General features: G+C 46.5%; 17 protein-coding genes and 2 pseudogenes. 5 read left to right on the top strand and 14 right to left on the bottom strand.

Annotated elements, in window-relative coordinates; all coding sequences use genetic code 11:
- Positions 1-17: 17 nt before the first annotated feature.
- Both NST16_RS14060 and NST16_RS14065 read right to left on the bottom strand, forming a co-directional pair.
- A complete protein-coding gene (locus NST16_RS14060; protein ID WP_340887209.1) occupies positions 18-464 on the bottom strand; it encodes a GNAT family N-acetyltransferase in 447 nt (148 codons plus the stop codon).
- 68 nt (positions 465-532) lie between these two features.
- A complete protein-coding gene (locus tag NST16_RS14065; RefSeq protein ID WP_268447735.1) occupies positions 533-1,666 on the bottom strand; it encodes a DEAD/DEAH box helicase in 1,134 nt (377 codons plus the stop codon).
- A 172-nt stretch (positions 1,667-1,838) separates the two neighbouring features.
- Here NST16_RS14065 and NST16_RS14070 point away from each other — a divergent pair, with 172 nt between their 5' ends.
- Complete coding sequence (locus NST16_RS14070) at positions 1,839-3,395, top strand: ABC-F family ATP-binding cassette domain-containing protein (RefSeq protein ID WP_168747177.1); 1,557 nt, start codon at positions 1,839-1,841, stop codon at positions 3,393-3,395.
- Between the two features lie 118 nt (positions 3,396-3,513).
- Here the strand turns inward: NST16_RS14070 and NST16_RS14075 are convergent.
- Positions 3,514-3,667 (bottom strand): annotated as a pseudogene (locus NST16_RS14075) (hypothetical protein).
- A gap of 283 nt (positions 3,668-3,950) precedes the next feature.
- Between NST16_RS14075 and NST16_RS14080 the strand changes: the two are divergent.
- Positions 3,951-4,496, top strand: a complete 546-nt coding sequence (locus NST16_RS14080; RefSeq protein ID WP_268447736.1) for a GNAT family N-acetyltransferase — start codon at positions 3,951-3,953, stop codon at positions 4,494-4,496.
- Between the two features lie 34 nt (positions 4,497-4,530).
- Here NST16_RS14080 and NST16_RS14085 read toward each other — a convergent pair whose 3' ends face one another.
- From NST16_RS14085 to yfmT, 6 genes and pseudogenes are all read right to left on the bottom strand, one after another.
- The gene (locus tag NST16_RS14085) at positions 4,531-5,721 is read right to left on the bottom strand and encodes an MFS transporter (RefSeq protein ID WP_340887210.1); all 1,191 of its coding nucleotides are present in this window, start codon (positions 5,719-5,721) and stop codon (positions 4,531-4,533) included.
- A 65-nt stretch (positions 5,722-5,786) separates the two neighbouring features.
- The gene (locus tag NST16_RS14090; protein WP_095714401.1) at positions 5,787-6,209 is read right to left on the bottom strand and encodes a MerR family transcriptional regulator; all 423 of its coding nucleotides are present in this window, start codon (positions 6,207-6,209) and stop codon (positions 5,787-5,789) included.
- A gap of 125 nt (positions 6,210-6,334) precedes the next feature.
- Positions 6,335-6,781, bottom strand: coding sequence for a YfmQ family protein (locus tag NST16_RS14095; RefSeq protein ID WP_168747174.1), 447 nt, complete (start codon positions 6,779-6,781; stop codon positions 6,335-6,337).
- Between the two features lie 124 nt (positions 6,782-6,905).
- Positions 6,906-8,795 (bottom strand): ABC-F family ATP-binding cassette domain-containing protein, encoded by a 1,890-nt coding sequence (locus tag NST16_RS14100; protein WP_268447738.1) that lies wholly within the window; start codon positions 8,793-8,795, stop codon positions 6,906-6,908.
- A gap of 134 nt (positions 8,796-8,929) precedes the next feature.
- Positions 8,930-9,295 (bottom strand): annotated as a pseudogene (locus NST16_RS20855) (methyl-accepting chemotaxis protein); the annotation flags it as partial.
- Between the two features lie 507 nt (positions 9,296-9,802).
- The gene (yfmT, locus tag NST16_RS14110; RefSeq protein ID WP_010333340.1) at positions 9,803-11,260 is read right to left on the bottom strand and encodes a benzaldehyde dehydrogenase; all 1,458 of its coding nucleotides are present in this window, start codon (positions 11,258-11,260) and stop codon (positions 9,803-9,805) included.
- 247 nt (positions 11,261-11,507) lie between these two features.
- Between yfmT and NST16_RS14115 the strand changes: the two genes are divergently transcribed.
- From NST16_RS14115 to NST16_RS14125, 3 genes are all read left to right on the top strand, one after another.
- Positions 11,508-12,893, top strand: a complete 1,386-nt coding sequence (locus tag NST16_RS14115; RefSeq protein WP_010333339.1) for an amino acid permease — start codon at positions 11,508-11,510, stop codon at positions 12,891-12,893.
- 103 nt (positions 12,894-12,996) lie between these two features.
- Complete coding sequence (locus tag NST16_RS14120; RefSeq protein WP_268446579.1) at positions 12,997-13,707, top strand: YjjG family noncanonical pyrimidine nucleotidase; 711 nt, start codon at positions 12,997-12,999, stop codon at positions 13,705-13,707.
- Between the two features lie 113 nt (positions 13,708-13,820).
- Positions 13,821-15,053 (top strand): MFS transporter, encoded by a 1,233-nt coding sequence (locus NST16_RS14125; RefSeq protein WP_010333336.1) that lies wholly within the window; start codon positions 13,821-13,823, stop codon positions 15,051-15,053.
- A 29-nt stretch (positions 15,054-15,082) separates the two neighbouring features.
- Here the strand turns inward: NST16_RS14125 and NST16_RS14130 are convergent, their stop codons facing one another.
- Genes NST16_RS14130 through NST16_RS14150 form a run of 5 tightly spaced genes read right to left on the bottom strand, consistent with a single transcriptional unit; the run spans position 15,083 to position 19,898 of the window.
- The gene (locus NST16_RS14130) at positions 15,083-16,018 is read right to left on the bottom strand and encodes a putative nucleotide-diphospho-sugar transferase (protein ID WP_326226327.1); all 936 of its coding nucleotides are present in this window, start codon (positions 16,016-16,018) and stop codon (positions 15,083-15,085) included.
- Between the two features lie 14 nt (positions 16,019-16,032).
- On the bottom strand, positions 16,033-17,196 hold the full coding sequence (locus NST16_RS14135; RefSeq protein ID WP_010333334.1) for a glycosyltransferase family 2 protein: 1,164 nt from the start codon (positions 17,194-17,196) through the stop codon (positions 16,033-16,035).
- 28 nt (positions 17,197-17,224) lie between these two features.
- Positions 17,225-18,136, bottom strand: a complete 912-nt coding sequence (locus NST16_RS14140) for a putative nucleotide-diphospho-sugar transferase (RefSeq protein ID WP_340887211.1) — start codon at positions 18,134-18,136, stop codon at positions 17,225-17,227.
- 22 nt (positions 18,137-18,158) lie between these two features.
- Complete coding sequence (locus NST16_RS14145) at positions 18,159-19,127, bottom strand: GDP-mannose 4,6-dehydratase (protein WP_340887212.1); 969 nt, start codon at positions 19,125-19,127, stop codon at positions 18,159-18,161.
- Between the two features lie 6 nt (positions 19,128-19,133).
- Positions 19,134-19,898 carry a glucose-1-phosphate cytidylyltransferase gene (locus NST16_RS14150; RefSeq protein WP_010333331.1) on the bottom strand — a complete coding sequence of 255 codons (765 nt, stop codon included), beginning with the start codon at positions 19,896-19,898 and terminating at the stop codon, positions 19,134-19,136.
- Positions 19,899-19,995: the final 97 nt, after the last annotated feature.

Below are 19,995 nucleotides of genomic sequence, written 5' to 3' on the forward strand. Positions count from 1 at the left end.
TTTGGGTTTATATGAGGTCAGCTACGAAGAATTAGCGTAAGAAAACCATCTTCATCTGGTTCCGTATCCTCCAAAGTGAAACCTGCTGCTTGAAAGCAAGCTAAACTGATTTGATTGTCTTCTTCAATGCATGCCACCCATTCCCGTACGCTAGTAAAATCAGGTTCGGTCAGCAGTTTTTGCAATATCCGTTTTCCGTACCCTTGAAGCCGGTACATAGGATTAACGATCAATCCAATATACGTCTGCTCCTCCCCGAACTCAATAACGGCCATCCCTGCTGGCAGCTGTCCATCATATGCCATGATGACAGTATCCTGTTTATCTTTATTTACCCGTGCATACCACTCATCTAATGGCAGCATGCCATCCATTCTCCGCCTGGTATCTTCATGTTCAAACCAGTGTTCAAGGATTTTCAGCTCTGGCTCCTTCACTACTTGAAATCTGTCTATTGAAACCATCTTCCCACCCCCGCGCGAAACCTTTTCTATTATTTTACAACAAAAAAGAAGGGCTTTTGCCCTCCTTTTTATTTCGTCTTCAATTTTCCGCCGGCATACACAGCTTCACTCAGCTCCACGCCAAGCTTCTTCGCCATTTTCTTCAGCTTTGATTCCTCCAGTTTTGTAACGAGACTCAGCACGTTGCCCTCTTTTCCGGCACGGCCTGTTCTCCCTGATCTGTGAACATAGCTGTCTTCATCAGGAATATCGGCGTGGATCACATACGGCAGGTTTTCAATATCCAAACCGCGCGCGGCAATGTCAGTTGCCAAAAGCAGCGGGAACTCGCCCTGCTCAAATGCTTTAATGATTTTCGCACGCTCCATTTTTTTCGCCTCACTGTGAAGGATGCCAAGGTCAACATGATGGTACGCCAGCTTTTCCGCGTACACACTCAGGTTGCCGATATCTCTCACAAACACAAGCGCCTGCATGCCTTGAAGCCTTGAAAGCTTTTGCAGCAGCTTCACTTTGTCGCGCTGGTCACAGATGATGTATTGATGCTTCACTTTTCCCGCTTCCGCCTTGCTGCGTTCTACCTTCAGAACCTCAGGCTCTTTCGTCATGTCGCGGAGCACATCTTCTGTTTCTTTCTTCAGTGTGGCAGAAAAACAAAGAAGCTGGCGGTCTCTTAATGTCGTTTTAATGATTTGCTTGATCGTTTCACGATGCTCCGGCAGGACAAGCTGATCGGTTTCATCAAGTACGATCGTTTTTACTTCATGCATCTTGAGCTTTTTCGCTTGAATCAGCTCAAACACCCTGCCCGGCGTCCCGACGATCAAATGCGGATGATTTTTCTTCAGCTTTTCGACCTGCTTCTTCACATTCGCCCCGCCGATTAAGGAAACTGCACGTAATTCTGATCCCATTTTCCAGTCCTGGATCACCTGAAAAATCTGCATCACCAGCTCACGTGAAGGTGCTAAAATCACAGCCTGCGGATGCTTCTGATCAGGTTTGATGCGCTCCAATACCGGCAGTGCGTAGGCAAGCGTCTTCCCCGTTCCTGTCGGCGATTCAGCGATGACATCCTTACCTTCCATGATGAGTTCGGCTGCCTGCTCCTGTACAGGAGTCGGCTCTTGGAAGCCTGAAGCGTTCCAATTCTCTTTGATAAATGATTGTGCATTATGTAAAAATGGCCAAGTTTGCGTCATTTTGTTCTCCTCGATTCTTAAAATCTATTCCATAGTATCTCAAAACAGCGCGCGGAACGCAATTTTTCTTTTTCTTTCCTATGCCTTTCAACAATCGCCTTCCTCCTTTATAATCAAAAGGGTGAATATTACACGCCGATTGTGCGTGTTTGATAACGATAGAGGTGTAAACATGAGTATTTTATCTGTAAAGGACTTAAGCCACGGCTTCGGTGACCGGGCCATTTTTAATAATGTATCTTTCCGTCTTTTAAAAGGCGAGCACGTCGGTCTGATCGGCGCAAACGGTGAAGGAAAATCGACCTTCATGAATATTATTACCGGAAAGCTTGAACCTGATGAAGGAAAAGTCGAATGGTCAAAAAATGTCCGTGTCGGCTACCTGGATCAGCATACCGTGCTGGAAAAAGGAAAATCCATCCGTGATGTGCTGAAAGACGCATTCCATTACTTATTTGCGATGGAAGAAGAAATGAACGAGATTTACAACAAAATGGGTGAAGCTGATCCTGACGAGCTTGAAAAGCTTCTTGAAGACGTCGGTGTGATTCAAGACGCGCTGACAAACAATGATTTTTATGTCATTGATTCCAAGGTAGAAGAAATCGCCCGCGGCCTCGGCTTGAGTGATATCGGACTTGACCGTGACGTTACTGATCTGAGCGGGGGTCAGCGCACAAAAGTGCTTCTCGCCAAGCTGCTTCTGGAAAAACCGGAAATCCTGCTTCTTGATGAGCCGACCAACTACCTTGATGAACAGCATATCGAATGGCTGAAACGCTACCTGCAGGAGTACGAGAATGCGTTCATCTTGATTTCCCATGACATTCCGTTCTTAAACAGTGTCATCAACCTGATTTATCATGTAGAAAATCAGGAGCTGACACGCTACGTTGGTGACTATCATCAGTTTATGGAAGTCTACGAGGTGAAGAAACAGCAGCTTGAAGCAGCCTACAAAAAGCAGCAGCAAGAAGTCGCAGAGCTGAAGGATTTTGTTGCCCGCAACAAAGCCCGCGTCAGCACGAGAAACATGGCGATGTCCCGCCAAAAGAAACTCGATAAGATGGATATGATCGAGCTTGCGGCAGAAAAGCCAAAACCGGAATTCCACTTCAAGCCGGCGAGAACGTCAGGCAAGCTGATTTTCGAAACGAAGGATCTCGTGATCGGTTACGATTCCCCGCTCTCCCGTCCGCTGAACCTCCGCATGGAGCGCGGCCAAAAAATTGCCCTCTACGGCGCAAACGGGATTGGGAAAACGACATTGCTGAAAAGCCTGCTTGGTGAGATTCAGCCGCTCGAAGGCTCTGTTGAACGAGGCGAGCACCTCTTTACCGGCTATTTCGAGCAAGAGGTCAAGGAAACAAACAACAATACGTGTATTGAAGAAGTTTGGAGCGAATTCCCTTCGTATACCCAGTATGAAATCCGCGCCGCTCTGGCAAAATGCGGACTGACAACAAAACATATCGAAAGCCGCGTCTCTGTCTTAAGCGGAGGCGAAAAAGCGAAGGTCAGACTGTGCAAGCTGATCAATTCGGAAACCAACCTGCTGGTGCTCGATGAGCCGACAAACCACTTGGATGTTGACGCCAAGGAAGAACTCAAACGCGCCCTTAAAGAATACAAAGGCTCCATTCTTCTTATTTCTCACGAGCCTGAATTCTATATGGACATCGCGACAGAAACATGGAACTGCGAGTCTTGGACGACGAAAGTGCTTTAAACCGAAGAAAACCCGCCTGCTGAAGGGCGGGTTTTTTACTGCCATTTTTTCTGAACGATTCTCAATAGCTCTCTGTCTTTTAAAATGAGCTGCAATGGCGAGGTGAATTCATCAAGTGTCAGCTCTCTTTTGGCAGACAGCTCAAAGTCTTCCTCATCAGCCCATGCGGTGAACCACTCGACAGAAAAGCTGTTTTTCATGACGCCGTGTATGTAATGATAGAGCACCTGTAAACACTTCTGATCATATTCGTCAGGCTTTGCCTTATCCATGGCAAACGCCCCCTCTTCAGCATGAACCATCACCTGATATGGCAATCGCAAATGAACGGATACATCCTCAGTTTCTTCAAGATAAATGCCCGCCGCGTCGATGCCTGACCGAAGCGGATGCCCTTTCCGTGAACGCCGTTCTTGCTGACCGAAAAAACCGGTTTCTAAAGGCGTTTTAGCCGTTAAATAGTAGATTGTGTCATAAAGGCTGTCCTTTCCTGCACCAATTCGATTATGATGCCATTATAACGAATAACACTTACTGATAGTGAAGGGGGATATCATGATCATCGGCAAAAAAGAATTCAATGTAAATGAACTTCAATACACCATTCGATCAGCTCGTGCAGAGGATGCACAGAAGCTGTCTGCATTAAGGCTGAAAATTGATGGAGAAACGGAATACATGGATCGGGAGAAGGCTGAGGATTTCATAGATGCACCCGGTTTTGAACAACAGATAAAGGAAGATACTGAGAAGAAGAGAAATTTATTTTTAGTTGCTGAAGTGCAGGACAGGCTCGCGGGGTTTTCCAGATGTGAGGGTACTGATTTAAAGCGATCCTCTCATAAAGTGGAGTTCGGTGTATGCGTGTTAAAAGAATTTTGGGGTTATGGCATCGGGAAGCATCTTTTACAGCAGTCTCTCTCTTGGGCGGACACCAACGGAATGAAAAAAACCTCACTGAATGTCCTGGAAACAAACGAAAGAGCCATTTCACTATATAAGACATACGGATTTGAAGCAGAAGGAATCTTAAAAAAGGAGAAATTGCTTTCTGACGGAAACTACTACAATACGGTTGTAATGGGAAGGTTCCATGATTAAAAAAGACACTGCATATGCGCAGTGTCTTTCGTTATTAATGCCCTGCTTTAATTCCAGCAAGATGTTTACGTCCCATGAGAAGAACAAGCATGCCGACAAAAACGACGATTCCGCCAACTGTATACGGCGTACTTGCGGTGAAGTGTTCTGACAGCATTCCCGCAATCCACGGAGCGAGCGCGCCGCCGATGAAGCGGACTGAGCTGTAGGCTGAGGACGCGATTGATCGTTCAACAGGCGTAGCCCCCATCACAGCGGTTGTCATGATCGTGTTGACCATACCAAGGACAGCACCAGCGACAACGATACATGTAATAATCAAAGTCTGATGGTCTGTCCAGATCCCCATGATGATGAGAATGACCGCAAAGGCGATAAAGAGAACAACCAAGGAACGCACTGTGCCCAGCGCTTTGTGCACGAGCGGCGCCGTAAAGACTGACGTAATCGCCAGCAGAAGGCCCCAGCCGAAGAAGACATATCCGAGACCGTGCTCATCTAAATCCAGAACGAACGGAGAATAAGCGAGCAAAATAAAAAATCCAAAGTTGTATAAGAAAGCCGATACCGCCATTGTCAGCAGGCCTTTATATTTGAGTGCCTTCATGGCGTCAAATACCCCAACGCGTTTCGCCGGTTTCGGCAATTTCGGCAGCATGATAGAAATCGCGATTAACGCAATAAACATCAGGACTGATACCCCGAAGAACGGCGCGCGCCATGAGATGCTTCCAAGCTCTCCGCCTGCAAGCGGTCCGACTGAAATCCCGAGTCCAAGCGCTGCCTCATACAAAATAATTGCTTGGGCGCTGCCGCCGACAGACACGCCGACAATGACCGCTAGCGCTGTTGAAATAAATAAAGCATTACCTAGTCCCCAGCCGCCGCGATAGCCGACAAGCTGAGCAATTGAGCTTGAACTTCCGCCAAGCGCTGCAAAGACAATAATAAAAATAAGTCCAAGAATTAACGTCCATTTTGCGCCGATCCTGCTGGAAATGGCTCCTGAGAAAAACATCATAAATCCGGTAACGAGCAAATAACTTGTAAATAAGAGTGATACTTCACTAGGTGAAGCATGTAATTGTGCGGCAATCGCCGGAAGAATAGGATCGACCAGCCCGATTCCCATAAAGGAAATCACACAGGCAAACGCGACAGCCCATACAGCTTTCGGCTGACTGAGCAAGCCCGTTTTCTGATTTACTTGTTTTGTCTTATCCATTTGACCTAACCTCCATCTTTATTCCATTAAAAGAAACGCTACAAAAATAGCGTTTGGCAAACTTTTCATTCGATTGATTGAATGGCACGCTCCGCTTTATCTTTCATGCCGTGCAGACGTTCCTTAAAGCTTTGGAATGTGCGGATTTTTTCATCAATCAAATTCAGCTGGTGATTCAGCGTTTCCTGAATTTCCTCCAGCTTCTCTTTCCGTTCCTTTGGATCCAGTGACAACAAATACCCCTCTTTGTTTAACTCTAGCTGGCGGCTGGTTTCCATGAAATGCTGAAGCTCCTGAAGGGAAAAGCCAAGCACTTCCTTTGTGCTGATCACTTTCTCAAGCTCTTCCATATCGTCCTCTGAATAAAGTCTTACGCCGCCGTCCGTCCGTTTCGGTGCTGGAATTAAGCCGATTTCTTCATAAAACCGAATGGTTCGCTTTGTCAGCCCGCTTCTTTTGGCAACTTGATCAATCTTCATCCATTCCAAGGTAAATCCCCCTTCGCCGTTTCTGTAACCATTATACACCTTTTACACCTTAACGTAAACGTTAAGTTTTGAAATGCAATAAAAAAGACGAGTACGTAAAGCACCCGTCCTTCATTAGCCTATTTTTAAGCTAAGCTCCCTGTCACTGACAAAGACTGCTTTTGCATGCTTTCAGAAAGCAATCGATACGCAATGACTTTCTTCTTATACTGTTTCACGACGTCGATATGGTCGTCGTAGCTGTACACAAACAGCTTTACATCTTTTTTGCCTTTTTTCGTATCTATCACAAGCGGTGTACCGCCGTTTTCAGGGTATAAATAACGCTCCTCGTCGCCTGGGTAAATATAATATTTCTCCAGGAAGACAGCTTCGTTAAATTGATCAATCATGTTCCTTTTCTCTTCACCCTCGAGACGCTTTCCATTTACAGAGAGAACAGCATCTTCGTTGTTCACCTTGGCGTGCACCTCGAATTTGCTAAGCAGCCATTCTATGACGCCTGTTGGAAGGCAGGTTAAAACGATTTTCACCAGACTCATGAGGATTAACATCACGATAGCCCATGTCATACTTCATCATCTCCGTTAGTTTTCCATGTGCCGCTGACACACAATTCCATCCTATCATAAGCTGGCTGTTTCGTTTTTGTACATTATGTGAAAAAAAGTGCGGCCTGCTGCAGGCCGCACTTTTTTAGCTTTCCAGCTCTTCTATCATGAGGGACAATTCTGTCCAGCGATCCATCGCTGCCTCAAGCTCTTCCGCTGTTTTTGCCTGCTCGGCCATCAGCTCTTGAATTTTCCCGAAATCACTGCCCGCCGCGGCGATATCCGCTTCGAGCTGTTCATGCTTTTCTTCAAGCTCGGCAATTTTATCTTCAATGCCGTCCCATTCAAGCTGATCTTTGTAAGAAAGCTTTTTCCGTTTTTTCTTCGGTTCCGCTTCAGCTGTTTTGACTTCAGCTGCGGGTTTTTCAGCCATTTTTCTTGCTTTGGCCTGCTCCATATAGTCACTGTAGGAGCCTTGGAAGCGAGAAATCACGCCATTCCCTTCAAATACAATCAAACGGTCTACGACGCGGTCAAGGAAGTAGCGGTCATGGGATACGGTGATGACAACGCCAGGGAACTGTTCAATATAATCCTCAAGCACGCTTAACGTTTCTGTATCCAAGTCGTTCGTCGGCTCATCGAGAAACAGCACATTCGGCTCCTGCATCAGAACCTGAAGCAAGTATAAGCGCCGCTTTTCTCCGCCGGACAGCTTGCGGATATAGGTTTGCTGCATGGAGCGCGGGAAGAGGAAGCGCTCAAGCATTTGTTCAGCGGTGACGATATCGCCGTCCTCTGTTTTCACGACTTCCGCTGTTTCTTTCATGTATTCAATCACCTTCAGCTCACCGTTCATTTCACTGTGATCCTGGGTATAGTAGCCGATTCGTACTGTCTGGCCGATCGTAATATGGCCGCCGTCAGGAGTGATTCGTCCGGCAAGGCTGTTTAACAGCGTTGTTTTTCCGATGCCGTTCGGCCCGATGATCCCGATTCGTTCACCCGGTATGACCAGTTCATTGAATCGATCGACGAGTACGTTTCCTCCGTAAGCGATCATCACGTTCTCCGCTTCGATTACTTGCTTTCCAAGGCGGTGGGAGCCAATCGCAAAGTCGAGCGAGCCGGCTGACTGAGGGCCTTTCTGCTCCTTAAGCGACTCTACCCTGCCGATTCTCGCCTTTTGTTTTGTGGAGCGTGCTTTCGCTCCGCGTCTGAGCCAGGCCAGTTCACGGCGCAGCAGATTTTGCCGCTTCGTTTCTTTTTGCTCAGCCTGCGCTTCCCGTTCCGCGCGCTTTTCCAAAAAGACTTCATAGTTGCCTTTGTAGGTATAGAGACTGCCCCGTTCAAGCTCATAAATGCGGTTTGTCACGCGGTTTAAGAAGTACCTGTCATGCGTCACCAGCATGACGGCGCCTGGATATTGCGCCAAATACCCTTCAAGCCATTCTATCGTTTCATTATCCAAATGGTTCGTCGGCTCGTCTAAAATCAGAAGATCAGCGGGTTGAATTAAGTTTTTCGCAATCGCCACCCGTTTTTTCTGTCCGCCTGAGAGCTCGTTCACAGGCTTTGTCACGTCAGTTACTCCCAGTTTCGATAATACCGTTTTCGCCAAGGTATTCGCATCCCACGCGTTGTTTGCATCCATTTTCGCCTGCGCCGCCAGCAGGTGTTTCTGGCGTTTTTCATCTTCCGGGTCTTCTCCCAGCTCATAGAGCGCCTTTTCGTATTCACGGAGCGTTCTCATGACAGCCGATTCACCTGAATAAATATGCTCCAGAATAGTTTGTCCAGCAGGCAGCTGCGGGTCCTGATGAAGAAATTCAACATGCACGCTGCCGGATTTGGCGATGTCGCCTTCTTCAACAGATTCCAAGCCGGCAATCACTTTCAGCAGCGTTGATTTTCCGGTGCCGTTCGGCCCGATTAATCCGATTCTCTCATTCTCTTCAATATGAAAGGAGATATGGTCAAATAACGTCTTATCTCCGTATGTTTTGTAAAGGTTCTCCGCTTTTAATATGCTCATGGTTCCTATCAATCCTCACGTAAGTTCATGTGTACATTTTAAATCAGCCGCTGGAATAAAACTAGTAAAAGAGCAGACAAATTTCATGGAAGTACCGGACAGAAAAAAAGACCGGGGACTCTGTCCCCAGTCTCTTACTCTTCTTCAAGCGCTTTTTCTGCCATTTTAGCGAGATGCTGCGCACTGCCTGAGATCTCCTGCATCGTGGCGGAAATCTGTTCAACAGCAGCAGCTTGTCCGTCAGTATGCTGATTAATCGATTCAATCGATTCTTCTAGCCCTTTTAACAGGCTGTGGATTTTTTTCGTGATCTGATCGATCTGGCCGACATTTTCTTTCGAATGCGTCGCAAGCTTTCTGATTTCATCTGCTACGACAGAAAAGCCTTTTCCGGACTCTCCTGCTCGTGCCGCTTCAATCGCAGCATTTAAACCGAGCAGATTGCTCTGATCAGAAATGCCTTTCACGGTTACTGAAATATCGGCGATTTCTCCCGCGCTTTCGCTTACCTTTTTCGCTTGTGAGGAAATGCCCGACATTTGCGAAGAGAATCCGTTAATGGAGTCAGAAATATCGGAAATGGCCGCAGCCGTTTGTTCAACGACAGCCGATAAGCTTTCCGCTACATCATGAAGCTTAGAGGACTCCTCAAGGCTCGTGCCGAGGCCCACTCCTCCAATCACTCTCCCGTTCTGGTCATGAAGCGGGATGGCGCGTGCGATCAATGGGAAACCGAACAATTCCTTCGGCACCATGCTCGTTTTTTTCTGATTGCTGCGGATCGCGTCTGTGATGATATCTCCTTCTTGCAGCGGATCTCCGGCTTTTACGTTAAGGGAGAAGGTTTTTGCCGGAATATTGACCAGCAATTTCTCTGTATCATAAATGCCGATTGTAATATCATCCTGAACCAGGCTGTTTAAATAAGGGGCTACTTTTACAAATGCGTCTAGAAGATCTGCTGTTTCATTTTCCGTTCTTATGCTCAATTCCAATCACTCCTTTTATTAGTAAGGGAAGCTGCGTTTTTCGTGCTGAACTGAAATCCATTTCATTGTCGTAAATTCTTCAAGACTCCATTCGCCATTTAATCGGCCGAGGCCAGATTGCTTTTCACCGCCGAATGCCACATTCGGTTCATCATTAATCGTCGTGTCATTCACGTGAATCATGCCTGTTTCAATGCGTTTCGCAAAAGCCACACCGCGTTCAAGGTTGGAGGTATGTACGGCTCCGCTTAAGCCAAACGGGGTATCGTTTGCAATATCCACCGCTTCGTCTTCTGAATCAAATGTCATGAAGGAGACGACTGGCCCGAACAGCTCTTCCTTGGCAATGCTCATAAACGGTTTCACGTCTTTTAAGATGGTCGGCTCCACGATCGTTCCGTTAAATCCGCCTAGCTTCACTGGAACAGCCCCTTCTTCAATCGCTTTCTCAACAGATTTCATTAACCCGTCAGTCTGCCTGCTGTTGATTAAAGGCCCGATAATCGTATCAGGGTCCATCGGGTCACCAACTTTCAGCGATTCCACTTTTGCCTGATACAGCTCAAGGAATTGATCATAAATTGATGAGTGAACCAGTACGCGATTGGCTGACATACAAATCTGTCCTTGATGGGTAAATCTGCTGAACACTGCCGCATTGACTGCATATTCGATATCCGCATCTTCAAGCACGATAAAGGCGCTGTTTCCGCCAAGCTCAAGAAGCGGCTTTTTAAAGTGCTTCATCGCAAGCTGGCCGATGTAACTGCCCACTTTCGTAGAGCCTGTAAATGAGATGATCCGCGGCACCGGGTGTTCGACAAAGCTGTCACCGATTTCTGCGATGTCAGTGACAACAACATTCAGCAGTCCTTCCGGAACGCCCGCATTTTCAAAAATCTTCGCAATCAGCGTACCGCCGCAAATCGGTGTTTCTTCGTGCGGCTTCAAAACGACGCCATTGCCTGCTCCCAGTGCCGGGGCTACTGATTTCATAGATAAAAAGAATGGGAAGTTAAAAGGACTGATGACACCGACAACGCCTGCCGGCACGCGATATAATCTGTTTTCCTTGCCGTCTATTGTAGAAGGAAGGATTTTTCCTTCCATGCGGACAGGGAACGTCGCCGCTTCTTTGATGATGTTTTTCACGAGTCCGATTTCAAAAGCTGCTTTCAGCCTTGTTCCGCCCAGCTCTTCCATAATCAAATAAATGATGGCTTCTTCATTCTCTTCAATATACGTAACGGCTTTTTCTAAGATTGCTCTTTTCTCGAATGGGTTGACCGCATCCCATTTTTTCTTTGCCAAAGCCGCCGCCCGGTACGCTTCATCTACATCATCAGCTGTCGCTTTTTGAAAGGATGTGATTGTTTTTTGAGTATAAGGATTTTTGTTTTCCAATACATTTGGGCTGCTGCCCTCCTGCCATTTTCCGCCAATAAATTGTTTGTTTAATTCTTCATATTGAAACATGGTCAGCATCTCCTTTTTACCAGCAAATCAAAATATGGCCAATCTATCATTTCTATCGGTTCACCATCAGCAAAATTCAATATCCCCTTTGTAAAAATTACTATATTATGATACGACAACGCTTTTTAGCTTCTATCGTTTAAAGCAGAAAAATATATGATTGACTGTGTCAAATTTCGACAATATAATACAACAAGAAATGTATATAATGATTAGAATATTTTGAAATCTTCAGGAGGAACTTTTCATGAGTTCATTATTTAGGAAAAAACCGCTTGAAACATTAAATGCGCAGAGCCAATCCAACAGCCTCGCTCGCACTTTAAGCGCATTTGATTTAACACTTCTCGGTATCGGGTGTGTCATCGGCACTGGGATCTTCGTTATTACAGGAACAGTGGCCGCGACCGGTGCCGGTCCCGCCCTGATCTTATCGTTTATTTTAGCGGGCCTTGCCTGTGCACTTGCCGCCTTCTGTTATGCTGAGTTTTCGTCTTCGATACCAATCTCGGGAAGCGTGTACTCATACTCCTATATCACACTTGGAGAGCTGCTCGCCTTTTTAATCGGTTGGGATCTCATGCTTGAATATGTCATTGCGCTGTCGGCGGTTGCCACGGGCTGGTCGTCATACTTTCAATCGCTGCTCGCCGGCTTCAACTATCATATTCCTGCTGCGCTGGCAGGAGCTCCGGGAAGTACGCCGGGTGCCGTGTTTAACCTTCCGGCTGCGGTCATTATTCTCATCATCACTGCAATTGTCAGCAGAGGCGTCAAAGAAAGCACACGCTTCAACAACGTGATTGTGTTGATGAAAATTGGAATCATTTTATTGTTCATTATTGTCGGCTTCGGTTATGTCAAACCTGATAACTGGACGCCTTTTATGCCGTTTGGAATGAAAGGCGTCATTGTCAGCGCGGCAACGGTTTTCTTCGCGTATCTCGGATTTGACGCGGTATCCAACGCTTCAGAAGAAGTGAAGCATCCGCAAAAAAACATGCCGATCGGCATCATTTCAGCTCTGGCCGTCTGTACCATTTTGTACATCACGGTATCGCTTGTTTTGACAGGGATGATGCCTTATGCCAAATTAAATGTCGGTGATCCGGTTTCCTTTGCGCTTAAATTCGTCGGCCAGGATGCGGTTGCGGGAATTATTTCTGTCGGTGCCATCATCGGAATTACAACAGTGATGCTCGCATTGCTGTATGCCCAGGTCCGTTTAACCTTTGCCATGAGCAGAGACGGTCTTTTGCCGGGATTGTTCGCAAAGATTCATCCGTCATTCAAAACGCCGTTCCGCAACACATGGCTGACAGGAATCGTCGCGGCGGGAATCGCAGGATTTATTAATCTTGGCACACTTGCGCACCTTGTAAACATGGGAACGCTTGCGGCATTTACAGTCATTTCGATCGCTGTTATTGTGTTAAGAAAGAAACATCCGGAAATCAAAGCTTCCTTCAGGGTGCCGTTCGTTCCCGTTGTGCCAATCATCAGCGCTGGAATATGCCTTTGGTTTATGTACAGCCTTCCAGGCATCACATGGCTTTCATTTGTTATCTGGATCGCCGTCGGAACGCTCGTTTATTTCCTTTATGCAAAAAAACACAGCTTATTAAACAAATAATGATAAGCCGTCGGTGCGGACATTTTAAACGTCCAATCCGCCGGCTTTTTTCGTTTTGGCGTGTGCTATACTTTGAGTACACATACAGAAAGGAAGACAAGCCTTGAAACCATACCGCACTTTATTATTTGATGTAGATAATACCATTTTGGATTTTACAGCAGCAGAAAAATCAGCGCTGCGCCTGCTGTTTGAAGATCAGAACATTCCTCTTACCGATGAAATGGAGTCCCGTTATCGAACAATTAATCAAGGCCTCTGGAGAGCCTTTGAAGGAGGAAACATGACTCGCGATGAAGTGATGACCACCCGCTTTTCCGCTTTGTTCAAGGAATATGGCTATGAAGCAGACGGAGTGCTGCTAGACCAGAAATATCGCAGCTTTCTTGAAGAAGGGCACCAGCTTATGGACGGGGCATTTGATCTCATCACAAAACTGGAACAGCATTTTGATTTGTATATCGTGACAAACGGCGTTTCCAGAACTCAATATAAGCGTCTCAGAGATTCAGGATTATTTCCGTTCTTCAAGGACATTTTCGTTTCTGAAGACACAGGTTTCCAAAAACCGATGAAAGAGTACTTCGACTATGTGTTCGAACGGATTCCCCATTTTTCAGCGGAGCACACCTTACTCATCGGCGATTCGCTAACAGCGGACATCAAAGGCGGACAGCTCGCCGGAATTGATACGTGCTGGCTTAACCCTGGCATGAATGTCAATGAAACAGAGGTTGTGCCGACGTATCACATCCGTAAGCTTGAAGAGCTATATCATATTCTCAAAATCGAAAACACAATCATCAACTGTTAAGCGGCAGGTGCTGCTTCCCTTCCAGAAGGAGTCTTTTTTCCTGTTGATAAATCCTTCACCTTATGAATAATATGGTGGTATGCACTGGTTATATATGTTAGGAGGAGAATCATTTGGCTATTGCCGCCCCGCTTAAAGAAAAACCTGTTCAAAAACCCGGCACCACCGTGTATCCGATCTTGATGATCATCGGAATCTGCCACATGCTCAACGATTCGCTGCAAGCTGTGATTCCGGCCATGTTTCCGATATTGGAACGCTCCATGAGCTTGACGTTCACACAGCTCGGCATCATCGCTTTCACGTTAAACATGGTGTCATCCGTCATGCAGCCTGTTGTCGGCTGGTATACGGATAAACGGCCGCGGCCGTACGCCCTGCCGATCGGCCTGACTGCCAGCATGCTCGGCATATTGGGCCTTGCATTTGCCCCGTCATTTGTGACGATCTTGTGCTGTGTGTTTTTTATCGGATTAGGCTCCGCTATTTTTCACCCGGAAGGCTCCCGTGTGGCTTATATGGCCGCCGGCACAAAACGCGGGCTTGCCCAGTCCATTTATCAGGTCGGAGGAAACTCAGGCCAAGCGATGGCACCCCTGATTACCGCGCTGATCCTTGTTCCGCTCGGACAATTCGGTGCTGTCTGGTTTACACTAGTTGCCGCGCTCGCAGTTATGTTTCTGCTTTATATTGCAAAATGGTACGCCGCTCGGCTCGGCAGTCTTGCCCAGAAGCAGGGCACCCAAAAGAGAGCCGCTGTACAAAACTCGTCTGTCACCAAGTCCGTCATATCTGCTCTTATTATTATTATCTTTTTGATTTTCGCGCGTTCTTGGTATACGAGTGCGATCGGCAACTTTTACACGTTTTATGCGATGAATACATATCACGTAAGCATTCAGCAGGCTCAGAGCTATATTTTCGTCTTTTTGCTGTTTGGCGCTGTCGGAACCTTTCTCGGCGGCCCGCTCGCAGACCGTTTCGGAAAACGATTCGTCATTCTCTGCTCGCTGCTGTGCTCTGCGCCGCTGGCGATTCTGCTTCCATTTGCCGGCCCGGTTCTGGCCTATGGCGTACTCGCTTTGATCGGCTTGGTTCTCATGTCGAGCTTTTCCGTAACGGTTGTGTATGCACAGGAGCTTGTCCCCGGAAAAATCGGCACGATGTCCGGTTTAACCGTCGGCCTTGCCTTCGGTATGGGAGCAATCGGCGCTGTGGCGCTTGGTGCTCTGATTGACGCCGCGGGACTGACCCCGACCATGATTGCCATCGCGTTTCTCCCGATTCTTGGCATCCTCGCGTTTCTTTTGCCGAGTGACCAGAAACTGAGAGAATGGCATAGCTGAAAAAACCCCTGCCGGGCGGCAGGGGTTTTTTAATCAAGCTGTATAAAATGAGTGTCCGGCACCGCGTGTTTCGGGATAAAGCCGTCGGCAAAGTCCGGAAATGCCGTCTGTATTTCGTCAATCCACCTTTTCAGATTTAACACATACGGCATATAAATCATTTCAATGGCCGCTTCGTCTTCAATGCGGTAATACCAGCAAAGATTAAATTCGTTCTCCGTCACCAACGTAAACCCGGAGAAATGATAGAAAATCAGCGGCGTTTCATCTAGATAAACGCGGCCGTTCTTTTGAGTCACCTTATAATTTTCTATATTCCAAAGCGCCGTATTGACTCCGGTTGATTTGACAACATGCACACCCTGATACTGCGCCGGCCACTTCTCCACATACCTTTGATCTCCGTACGTCTTTCTTTCCGTATTCATTTCCACCGTGCAATATTCAATGCAATCCTGTCTCCATTGCCATACCGCTTTATAAGCTTCTTCTGTATTCCGGGCGCCGACAAAGCCTGTGTTAAAACGTCCGGTTCGCTCATAATAAGACATGAACCGCGGCGAGTTGCGATGATCGGTCAAATACAGAGCAGCCGCCGGGTTTTCGGCAAAAATGCGCGCTGGATCAGAAAAGAAAAACAGATCGGTATCCATATGGGCATAATATTCGGCGTCATCCCACTGGCTCATGACATGGAACAAAAATGCGGGCTTCAGTGTCCAGCAATACTCATGGAACGTTCTGTTGCTTTTCGCTTCCAATAGCTCCGGATCTTCCATTTCATGAAGCTGCACAAAGGTGACATGCTCCCATGGCACGTGCTGAAGCAATTCATATGCCTTCTGATCAACACACAGCACATATAAATGAAAATCATCACAATGCTCATGGAGGGAATGAATCATAGGCATCAGTTTAAAGATGTGCGTCCTTGACACTATTGTTGAAAAATGAAATTGACTCACCATACCACATCCATTTATCTAAGATCCACGTGCAGTAAATCATTGACAAGCGCATACAGTGCATTAGAAAAATCGTTCACGCCAAGCTTCTTCTTCGCTTTTGGCAGAAGCTTTTTAACGGCTTGCAAATCAAAGTTTTTCGCAGTCACCCTCGGTGTTTTTTTCTGCCAATCCGGGTCCAGATTGCGATCCTTCACGACATGGAGCAGCTCAAGAAACAGATGCAGCAGCATGTCGTATTTCTTCGAGTCCAGCAGTTTGTGTATATCAGACATGATCCTGTTGGTCATGTCTGGAGGGAATGGGCCGTTAAAGGCAAGATGAACATCTAATGACTGAATGTTGTTATATTTGTCGCACATATAGGCAATGTTTGTTCTGATATCGTCTACTGACTGACAATTGCTTGGGTGCTCCTGATGAACGCTGACAATATCGCGATGCAGTCTGAACGTCAGTCCGGCCTGATGGAGCCTGATCCCAAGATCATAATCCTCGAACCCGTACCGTACAATGCCTTCGTCAAACAAACCGAGATCAGCCACATGCTTTCGTTTTACTGATGAATTGTTTGTGATAAAAAAACGCCACGGCATATGGTAGCCCTTTAAGTCATCGCCGTATTCATCCAGTATCCGCTTCAGCACGTCAATAAAATCGGTATCAAGGTCAAAGCTTTGATTTAAGAAGCTTTCGTTTTTGATATCCGCCTCTGACAGAAGCTTTTGTTTGTCTTTTTTCGGCATTTCATCATATAACTTTGCAAGCTGCTTCTTATGTTCATCTTCAAAGCGCTCATAATAATAGCTGTAGATCCTTTTCCAAAACAAACCGCACACGACAAGATTCTCTTCGTTTTCATGCGCTTTGATATGCTTTGCCACAAGATCCTTGGCAGCAAGCATATCGCTGTCATGGAATATCAGAATATCTCCTCTGGCATTGCGGACCGCCTGATTTCTTCCGTAGGCAATGCCCCTGTTTTCTTTAATCCGTACAAAAATCAGCGGAAAGTCCGCTTGAAACGATTTGAGCATCGAGAGCGTCCCGTCCTCAGAGCCATTATCCGCTACGATGACCTCAAACTCTTCAGCGCACTCCTGCTGGTTTAAGGACAGAAGACTGTTATAAAGGCGCTCCTTTGAATTATATGCAGGAATAATAACGCTTGCTTTCACTTCATTTTCACTTCCTGTATTTAATCATTTATTTGTTATCATCTTTTGAAGCAAAACCGTTAAATTCAGGGTCTAGCGCTTTGATATGCTGAATGATATGCGGCAGGGTCTGCTGGTACAGCTCATGCACAAACGGCAGGTCTGTGCGTGTTGTTTCGTGAATCTGTTTGATTTCATTGATGCTGACGATTCGATATCCGCTGAAATGATAGAAGATCAGCGGATTTCCATCTTCCAATACAATCCGGCCATCCTTCCAGGAAAACGTGTGCTGTCCGTAATTCCAATGGCCGATGTTCACACCTGGTGTCGTAATGTCACACACATTCGGAAACAGCTCAGACATATAATCCAAATAGCCCTGATCCCCGAATTTCCCTTCACCCGGCGCATTTTTACATTCCTCAAGACAGCGCTCCTTCCACCACTCCAAACAATCCGTCCCTGCTTTATCATGTTTAAAGCTGATAAAGCCAGAGTTATATCTGCCTAACAGACGCTGTAGCATATCAATTTGCTCTCTTTCAAACGAAGGAATAATGATATCGCCCCGGGAAAGCAGCACCGAGCAGTCCGGCTGATTCGTAAATATCGGTGACGGATCGGTGTAGAAAAATAAATCTCCGTCAATATACGTCACCCGTTCCAGCTCGGGATTGCTGTTCAGCACAGATTGCAGAAAGATCGGCTTCATCGTCCAGCAGTACTCGCTTTGATCCCTTGTATCCTTCAGCTTCAGGAGCGTTTCATTTTCAAGCGCTGCCACCGGCACAAGAGTCAGCTGCTTCATATTCAATTTCTGCAATACGCGGTGCGTGTCATCATCCATACAAAGCGTAAAAATGGGGCTGTCTTGATCGACTTGCGCTAAAGACTTAAATAAGGCGACTGCCTGATATAATCTTCCTTTTGATAAAACGGTGCAATAGGCGCTCGTCATGGTATGTTCACCTCATTTCGCATTACTTTTTGAAGAATTCTGTATACCACCCAATGGTTTTTTCAAGTCCTTCATCAATGGTGTAAGCAGGTGTCCAATTCAGCAGCTTTCTCGCTTTTTCTGCGGATAAATATTGGTGTTTGATTTCATTGCTTCCCTGGTTCAGCACCTTTGGCTTCAGATTGCTGTTCATTTTCTTTAATATTTTTTCGACTAATTCAAGCACAGTCAGCTGAATCTCATTGCTGAAGTTAAAGGCTTCCCCGGCGAGATTGAGTTCCTCCATTTTCTCCGCCAGAAGCAGATAAGCCTGAACAGCATCTTCAATATAGAAATAGTCGCGGACAAAGGTGCCGTCGCTGCGGATTTCGGGAGCTTCCCCGTTCAGCACGAGCTGAATTGTCTGCGGAATGATGCGGTTGAAGTTCAAATCCCCGCCGCCGTATAGATTTCCGCAGCGCGTAATACAGACCGGAAGGCCATAGGTGTGAAAATACGTATGGCTGATCAGATCCGCGCAGCTTTTCGATACGTCGTACGGATGCTTGCCTTGCAGCGGCATATCTTCATCGTACGGAAGGTTTTCTTGATCACCGTATGCCTTATCGCTTGACGCGACAATGACACGCTTGATTAACGGATGCTTCCGGCAGGCCTCAAGGATATTCCACGTGCCGAGAATATTCGCCTCAAAGGTGGAAACCGGGTTGCGGTTCGCAACGCCGACAATCGCTTGTGCAGCGAGGTGAAACACCGTATCGATTTCATACTCTCCAAGCGCGCGTTCAATCACGGGCAAATCTTCAAGAGCGCCCTGCACGATGTTCATTTTCTTCACATGTTCTCCCTGATAAAGATTGGACTGAGGCACATGATCTCTGACAAGCCCCGTCACGTTTGCGCCCTGTTCGATCAGCTCTTTCACCAAATAGCTTCCTAAAAGACCTGTACAACCCGTGACAAATACGTTTTTATTTTTCCAGAAACTCAAATCAGTTCACCATACCTTCCATACATGTTGTCCTTGATCCCACATCTTGTTGACTTCCAAAAGATTTTTATACGTATCGATTGCCGTCCAAAATCCGTAATGGCGATACACGGCAAGTTCACCGTCTTTCGCAAGGTTTTTCAGCGGTTCATCTTCGAACATGGCGTTCCCGTCCTTCGGCAAATAATCGAAAACCTTTGGATCGAGTACGAAAAATCCGCCATTGATGATGCCGTCACTCGATGTCTTTTCAGAAAAAGTTTTCGCTATACCATCCTCAACCGTCAAGGTGCCGAACTGCGAAACTTTATCAATCCCGGTGACAGTCGCAGCAGCACCCTTTGTCTGATGATAGCTGATGAGATGAAAAAGATTGATATTGGCCAGCCCGTCCCCATAGGTGAGCATAAACGTTTCATTGCCGATATAGTCCTTCGCCTGCAAGATTCTTCCGGCTGTCAGCGTATCTTCCCCTGTCTCCAAAAACGTAATTTTCCACGTTTCAGGCTGTCCCAGCATCTGCACCTCTCCTGTAGAGCTGTCGAGCGTGAGGCTGTTGTGCTTCCATTCGTAATTCAGAAAATATTCTTTGATTTTTTCTCCTTTGTAGCCTAAAAGCAGAATAAACTCGTTCACTCCGTAGTACTGATAGATTTTCATAATATGCCATAGAATCGGTTTTCCGCCTATCATGGCGAGCGGTTTAGGAAGTTCATTCGTGACCTCACTCATTCTCGTTCCTTTTCCGCCGCAGAGAATGACCGCTTTCATCTCTACCCCTCATCTCTATGAATATTGAGTTCGAAACCTTGGTACCTCCTTACAATCTATCAAGGCATTTCCCCGATAATTTGTCCGATTCCAATAC

Origin of the sequence: Bacillus sp. FSL K6-1005, from assembly GCF_038000225.1 — a bacterium.
Classification (GTDB): domain Bacteria; phylum Bacillota; class Bacilli; order Bacillales; family Bacillaceae; genus Bacillus; species Bacillus mojavensis.

Coding starts and splice junctions, on each gene's coding strand:
- NST16_RS14060 (WP_340887209.1), bottom strand. CDS start 464: ATGGTTTCAATAGACAGATTTCAAGTAGTGAAGGAGCCAGAGCTGAAA.
- NST16_RS14065 (WP_268447735.1), bottom strand. CDS start 1,666: ATGACGCAAACTTGGCCATTTTTACATAATGCACAATCATTTATCAAA.
- NST16_RS14070 (WP_168747177.1), top strand. CDS start 1,839: ATGAGTATTTTATCTGTAAAGGACTTAAGCCACGGCTTCGGTGACCGG.
- NST16_RS14080 (WP_268447736.1), top strand. CDS start 3,951: ATGATCATCGGCAAAAAAGAATTCAATGTAAATGAACTTCAATACACC.
- NST16_RS14085 (WP_340887210.1), bottom strand. CDS start 5,721: ATGGATAAGACAAAACAAGTAAATCAGAAAACGGGCTTGCTCAGTCAG.
- NST16_RS14095 (WP_168747174.1), bottom strand. CDS start 6,781: ATGACATGGGCTATCGTGATGTTAATCCTCATGAGTCTGGTGAAAATC.
- NST16_RS14100 (WP_268447738.1), bottom strand. CDS start 8,795: ATGAGCATATTAAAAGCGGAGAACCTTTACAAAACATACGGAGATAAG.
- yfmT (WP_010333340.1), bottom strand. CDS start 11,260: ATGTTTCAATATGAAGAATTAAACAAACAATTTATTGGCGGAAAATGG.
- NST16_RS14115 (WP_010333339.1), top strand. CDS start 11,508: ATGAGTTCATTATTTAGGAAAAAACCGCTTGAAACATTAAATGCGCAG.
- NST16_RS14140 (WP_340887211.1), bottom strand. CDS start 18,136: ATGACGAGCGCCTATTGCACCGTTTTATCAAAAGGAAGATTATATCAG.
- NST16_RS14150 (WP_010333331.1), bottom strand. CDS start 19,898: ATGAAAGCGGTCATTCTCTGCGGCGGAAAAGGAACGAGAATGAGTGAG.